This window comes from Terrabacter sp. P5_B1 (assembly GCF_056400505.1).
Genome location: NZ_JBFULD010000256.1, coordinates 1 through 6,225, shown reverse-complemented (window position 1 = coordinate 6,225; position 6,225 = coordinate 1). Strand labels below are relative to the sequence as shown.

The following is a 6,225-nucleotide window of genomic DNA, read 5'->3' as shown; positions in this document are numbered from 1 at the left end:
TGGCCTCGCCGGGGATGTCGATGCGCCACCGGCCGTGCGGCCAGATGTCGGTGCCGATGGCGACCGCACGGGACGCGTCGGTGAGGTCGTCGCCGCCGTCGGGCGCGAGCGCGAGGGCCTTGCCCTGCTCGACGTGGAGCTCGACGAACCGGCCGATGCGCCGCACGGCCTCGTCGTCGCGGCCCAGGGTCTCGGGGTCACGCCCCGCGCTGCGCCAGGCCTCGGCCATCGAGATGCCGTCGGCGTCGGTCAGCGACCGGGCCCGGTCGGCGTCGAGAGCACCGGTGATGATCCGGGAGCCGGCGCAGGCGATGCCGAATCGGGCGCCCTCCTCGTCGACGAAGTTGACGACGCCGAGCGGCACGAGGGGCCGGACGTCGGCCTCTCGCAGGGCGTCGACGGTCGCGAGGGCGCTGACGACCCCGAGCGGGCCGTCGAAGGCGCCGCCGTCGGGCACGGAGTCGAGGTGCGAGCCGATGACGACGCCCGGCGTCGTGTCCGGGTCGCCCCACCAGCCCCACTGGTTGCCGGCGCGGTCCTCGACGAGGTCGAGTCCACGGGCCGCGCACTCGGCCGCGAACCACTCCCGCAGGTCGTGGTCGGTGCGGGTCCAGGCGTAGCGGCGGTAGCCGTTCGTCGCCGCCTGGCGGCCCACCGGCTCGAGGTCGGCCCACATGCGGTCGAAGCTCGTCGTCACCTCGTCACTCCTTGCATCGCCGGCGCCTGGCACCGGGCCCCGAAACTAGGCTGTCGCACATGTCCACCGATGCCGCTGGCGCCCCCGATCGCCATGACACCACCGAGCGTAGTGAGGCCGGCGAGATCCGCACGCCGGCGGTCGAGGCCGTCCTCGCGGCAGGCATCGAGCACACCGTGACGGAGCACGGTCGCGTCTCCAGCCTCGAGGAGGCGGCGGCCGCCCGCGGCATCGAGCCGCGCGACCTCATCAAGACCCTCGTCGTGCGTCGCGCCGAGGACGACCACGTCTTCGTGCTCGTGCCCGGTGACCGCACGTTCTCGTGGGCCAAGGTGCGCGCCCTGCTCGGCACGAACCGCATCTCGATGCCCGACGCCGAGGCCGCGAAGGCCGTCACCGGCTACGAGCGCGGCACCATCACCCCGTTCGGCTCGGCCACGCGCCTGCCGGTCATCGCCGACAGCCACCTCGTCGGGCGCCGCATCTCGATCGGCGGCGGCGCTCACGGCGTCGGCCTGACGGTGCAGGGCGACGACGTCATCCGTCTCTTCGACGCGACGGTGGCCGACATCTCCGACGAGGAGACCCGCAGGACCCCCTGACCTGCCCACCCTCCCCACCGTCGAAAGGCCACGTTCGGCCGCCTCCCCACCGTAGAAAGGCCACGTTCGGCCACCTCCCCACCGTCGAAAGGCCACGTTCGGCCGCCTCCCCACCGTCGAAAGGCCACGTTCGGCCGCCTCCCGTCGGTCGAGTGGCCACGATGGCCCAGACTGGTCGTCATGTCCCGACCCCCGCTGCCCACCAAGCCGTGCGCCCGTTGCGGCCGCACCATCACCTGGCGCAAGGCCTGGGCCCGCGACTGGGAATCCGTGCGCTGGTGCTCCGACAGCTGCCGCAAGCACGGCCTGACCCCGGTCGACATCGAGCTCGAGGACTCCCTCGAGTCGCTGCTCGACTCCCGGGCGCACGACGCCTCGGTGTGCCCGAGCGAGGCGGCGCGCGCGGTCGGAGCCGACGACTGGCGCGACCTCATGGAGCCGGCCCGCTCGGCGGCCCGGCGGCTCGTCGCCGCGGGCCGTGCCGAGATCACGCAGGGCGGGCAGGTCATCGACCCGGACCACGCGAAGGGCCCGATCCGGGTCCGTCGCCCCCGCTGACCCCACCGACACCACCGAGCCCCCGGTTCGAGGTGATTGCGCGGCGCCCGGGCCGCGGAGACACCTCGACCCGACGGGCAGGGAGCGGCACACGGCATACGGGCTCTCAGCCCTCCTGCATCGGGATGCGGACGCCGCGCTCGTGCGCGACGCGGTCGGCGATGTCGTAGCCGGCGTCGACGTGCCGGATGACGCCCATCCCCGGGTCGTTCGTCAGCACGCACGCGAGCTTCTGCGCGGCGAGGTCCGTGCCGTCGGCGAGGGACACCTGCCCGGCGTGGAGGCTGCGGCCGATGCCGACGCCGCCCCCGTGGTGGATCGAGACCCAGCTCGCGCCCGAGCTCGTGTTGACGAGGGCGTTGAGCAGCGGCCAGTCGGCGATGGCGTCGGAGCCGTCAGCCATCGCCTCGGTCTCGCGGTAGGGACTCGCAACCGAGCCCGAGTCCAGGTGGTCGCGACCGATGACGATCGGGGCGCTCACCTCGCCGGTGCGGACGAGCTCGTTGAAGGCGAGACCCGCCTTGTCACGCTCGCCGTAGCCCAGCCAGCAGATGCGGGCAGGCAAGCCCTGGAAGGCAATTCGCTCCTGGGCGCCGCGGATCCACTTGTGCAGCCGGTCGTTGTCGGGGAAGAGGTCGAGCACGGCCTTGTCCGTGGCCGCGATGTCGCGGGGGTCGCCGGAAAGCGCTGCCCAGCGGAACGGGCCCTTGCCCTCGCAGAAGAGCGGACGGATGTAGGCCGGCACGAACCCCGGGAACTCGAACGCCCGGTCGAAGCCGCCGAGGCGCGCCTCGTCGCGGATCGAGTTGCCGTAGTCGAAGACCTCGGCGCCGGCGTCCTGGAACTCGACCATGGCCTTGACGTGCTTGGCCATCGAGGCGCGGGCACGGTCGGTGAAGTCCTCGGGCTTCTTCTCGGCGTACTCGGCCCAGTCCTCGAGCGCGACCCCCTCGGGCAGGTAGGACAGCGGGTCGTGCGCCGACGTCTGGTCGGTGACGATGTCGATCTCGACGCCGCGACGCAGCAGCTCGGGGAACACCTCGGCCGCGTTGCCGACGACCCCGACCGACCAGCCGCGACGCTCGCGCTTGGCGGCGAGCGCCTTCTCGATGGCGTCGTCGAGGTTGTCGGCCACCTCGTCGAGGTAGCGGTGCTCGACGCGGCGGTCTAGTCGGGCCGGGTCGACGTCGACGATGAGGCACGCGCCGTCGTTCATCGTCACGGCGAGCGGCTGGGCGCCGCCCATCCCGCCGCAGCCACCCGTGAGGGTCAGCGTGCCGGCGAGCGTTCCGTTGAAGCGCTTCTCGGCCACGGCGGCGAAGGTCTCGTAGGTGCCCTGGACGATGCCCTGGGTGCCGATGTAGATCCACGAGCCGGCCGTCATCTGGCCGTACATCGTCAGGCCGAGGTGCTCGAGGCGGCGGAACTCGGGCCACGTGGCCCAGTCGCCGACCAGGTTGGAGTTGGCGATGAGCACGCGTGGCGCCCACTCGTGCGTCTGCATGACGCCCACGGGACGGCCCGACTGCACGAGCATCGTCTCGTCCTGCTTGAGGGTGGTCAGCGTGCGGACCATGGCGTCGAACGACTTCCAGTCGCGCGCTGCCCGCCCGGTGCCGCCGTACACGACGAGGTCGTCCGGCCGCTCGGCCACCTCGGGGTCGAGGTTGTTCATCAGCATCCGCAGCGGGGCCTCGGTGGCCCACGACTGCGCCGTCAGGGTCGTCCCACGCGCCGCGCGGACGGGTCGTGCACCTTCCATGTCACTCTCCTTCGAGTGGAAAACCGTTGGTATGCCGTGTGCTTCAGCGTGTAGGTCCCGTGCACCATCACCCGTCGAAGGGCCACTTCTTGCCGCCTCTTGCCGGTCGAAAGGCCACTCCGTGCGGCCACTGGTGGCCACTCGACCCGCCGGAGGCGGCCAGACGTGGCCTTTCGACGGTGGGGAGGTGGCCAGACGTGGCCTTTCGACGATTAGGAGGCGGCCAGACGTGGCCTTTCGACGGTTGAGGGTTGGGTCAGCGGAGGGGGCCGGTGACGGACTCGACGGCCGCGAGGACGTCGCCGTCGGCCACGGCCGCACAGGCCCCCTCGATGTCCGGGGCGAGGAACCGGTCCGGCCCGGGCGCGGCGTTCGTGCGCGACCCCAGCGCGGCGATGACGGCGGCCGTGGCAGCACCCGGCTCGAGCGGAGCCCTCAGCTGGATGCCGCGCGCCGCCGTCAGCACCTCGATGGCGAGGACGCGGGCGAGCGCGTCGACCGAGCGGCGCAGCTTGCGGGCACCCGACCACCCCATCGAGACGTGGTCCTCCTGCATGGCCGAGCTCGGGATCGAGTCGACCGACGCGGGCACGGCGAGGCGCTTCATCTCCGAGACCATGGCCGCCTGGGTGTACTGCGCGATCATCAGGCCCGAGTCGACGCCGGGGTCGTCGGCCAGGAACGGCGGCAGCCCGTGGTTGCGGGCCTGGTCGAGGAAGCGGTCGGTGCGGCGCTCGGCCATCGATGCGACGTCGGCCGCGACGATGGCGAGGAAGTCGAGGACGTAGGCGACGGGCGCACCGTGGAAGTTGCCGTTGGACTCGACCCGCCCGTCCGGGGTCACGACGGGGTTGTCGACGGCCGACGCCAGCTCGGCGGCGGCCACGCGCGCGGCGTGCTCGACCGTGTCCCGGGCCCCGCCGTGCACCTGGGGCGCGCACCGGAGGGAGTAGGCGTCCTGCACCCTCGTGCACTCCTTGGTGCGGTGCGACTCGCGGATCGGCGAACCGGCCATGACCGCGAGGATGTTCGCGGCCGAGGCGCCCTGCCCCACCTGGGGGCGCAGCGCATGGAGGTCCGCAGCGAAGACGTCATCGGTGCCGAGCAGGCCCTCGACGCTCATCGCGGCCGAGACGTCGGCGACCTTGAGCAGGTGGCGCAGGTCTTGGATGGCCAGGACGAGCATGCCGAGCATGCCGTCGGTGCCGTTGATGAGCGCCAGGCCCTCCTTCTCGGCGAGGACGACGGGCTCGATCTCGTTGTCGCGCAGTGCAGTTGCGGCGTCGGTGAGCGAACCGTCCGCGAGGCGTACCGGCCCCTCGCCAATGACGGCGAGCGCGCAGTGCGACAGCGGCGCGAGGTCGCCGGAGCAGCCGAGCGAGCCGTACTCGTGCACGACCGGGGTGATCCCGGCACTGAGCAGCGCGGCGTACGCCCGGGCCGTCTCGAGACGCACGCCGGTGCGTCCGGTGGCCAGCGTCGAGAGGCGCAGCAGCATGAGCGCGCGCACGACCTCCCGCTCGACCTCGGGGCCGGCACCGGCGGCGTGTGAGCGCACGAGGGACCGCTGCAGCTGGGCACGCAGCGCCGTCGGGATGTGGCGGGTCGCTAGGGCGCCGAAGCCGGTGGAGACGCCGTAGTGCGGCACGGTGTCGTCGGCGAGTGCCTCGATGACCGCGCGGCTGCGCGAGATCTCGGCCTCGGCGTCGGCGGAGAGCTCGACCCGGGCGCCGTGGCGGGCGACCGCGACGACGTCCTCGAGGGCGAGCGGGCCGGTGCCGACCGTGATGGTGTCGGCGGTCCTGTCGGTGACCGAGCCGGCGAGGAAGGTGGATGCTGCGTTCATGGATCCATCGAACCGCCGAACGACTGGCGCGACGGCCCTCCATGGAGGACAATTGTCTCGGATGCGAGACGTCGTCGATCGCGGACAGGAGGTGATCACGTGTCGAACGCCCCGGCCGCCGCCCACGCCCTCGACGTCCTCGAGCACCTCTCGCGCCACGCCGAGCCGCTGCCCGCCGCGTCCATCGCGCGCGACCTCGGGCTGCCCCGCAGCTCGGTCTACCACCTGCTCAAGGTGTTGCACGGTCGCGGCTACGTCACCCACTACGTGGAGGAGCGACGCTTCGGGCTCGGCCAGGCGGCATACGAGCTCGGCTCGGCCTACCAGCGGCAGGCGCCCCTGGCGCGGGTGGCCCGTGCGGCCATGCGGCGGCTCGTCGACCAGTGCGGACGCAACGCCCACTTCGCCACGCTCGACGGCAGGGACGTCATCTACCTCCTGGAGGAGCGGGCCCCCGGTCAGCCGATGCTCGTCACCGACGTCGGCGTGCGCCTGCCCGCCCATCTCACCGCCAGCGGGCTCGCCATGCTGTCAGCGCTGCCCGCGACGCAGGTGCGGGCGCTCTACCCCGACCGGGCGGCCTTCGTGCAGCGCAGCGGCGGCGGTCCGCGGTCCCTCCCGGAGCTGCGCAGCGTCCTCGCTCGGACGCGGACCGACGGCTACGCCCGCGAGGAGGGCACCGTCACCCCCGACCTGTCGTCCGTCGCGATCCCCGTGCTCGACCGGGCCGGCCGCGCGCTCGCCGCGATCGCCCTGACGC

General features: G+C 72.8%; 6 protein-coding genes. 3 read left to right on the top strand and 3 right to left on the bottom strand.

Annotation, left to right across the window (positions count from 1 at the left end; translation table 11 throughout):
* On the bottom strand, positions 1 to 676 hold a 676-nt coding region (locus AC1DP0_RS16425; protein ID WP_478086186.1), incomplete at its 3' end, for a M20/M25/M40 family metallo-hydrolase.
* A gap of 80 nt (positions 677 to 756) precedes the next feature.
* Between AC1DP0_RS16425 and AC1DP0_RS16420 the strand changes: the two genes are divergently transcribed.
* Positions 757 to 1,299: an aminoacyl-tRNA deacylase gene (locus tag AC1DP0_RS16420; RefSeq protein ID WP_478086183.1), complete on the top strand. Its 543-nt coding sequence runs from the start codon at positions 757 to 759 to the stop codon at positions 1,297 to 1,299.
* 180 nt (positions 1,300 to 1,479) lie between these two features.
* A complete protein-coding gene (locus AC1DP0_RS16415; RefSeq protein WP_478086181.1) occupies positions 1,480 to 1,857 on the top strand; it encodes a DUF3253 domain-containing protein in 378 nt (125 codons plus the stop codon).
* 106 nt (positions 1,858 to 1,963) lie between these two features.
* On the opposite strand, the gene hutU is transcribed toward AC1DP0_RS16415, so the two are convergent.
* On the bottom strand, positions 1,964 to 3,619 hold the full coding sequence (hutU, locus tag AC1DP0_RS16410) for a urocanate hydratase (protein ID WP_478086179.1): 1,656 nt from the start codon (positions 3,617 to 3,619) through the stop codon (positions 1,964 to 1,966).
* Between the two features lie 256 nt (positions 3,620 to 3,875).
* A complete protein-coding gene (gene hutH / locus AC1DP0_RS16405; RefSeq protein WP_478086176.1) occupies positions 3,876 to 5,465 on the bottom strand; it encodes a histidine ammonia-lyase in 1,590 nt (529 codons plus the stop codon).
* 99 nt (positions 5,466 to 5,564) lie between these two features.
* Here hutH and AC1DP0_RS16400 point away from each other — a divergent pair.
* A partial coding sequence (locus tag AC1DP0_RS16400) for an IclR family transcriptional regulator (RefSeq protein ID WP_478086172.1) occupies positions 5,565 to 6,225 on the top strand: 661 nt, incomplete at its 3' end.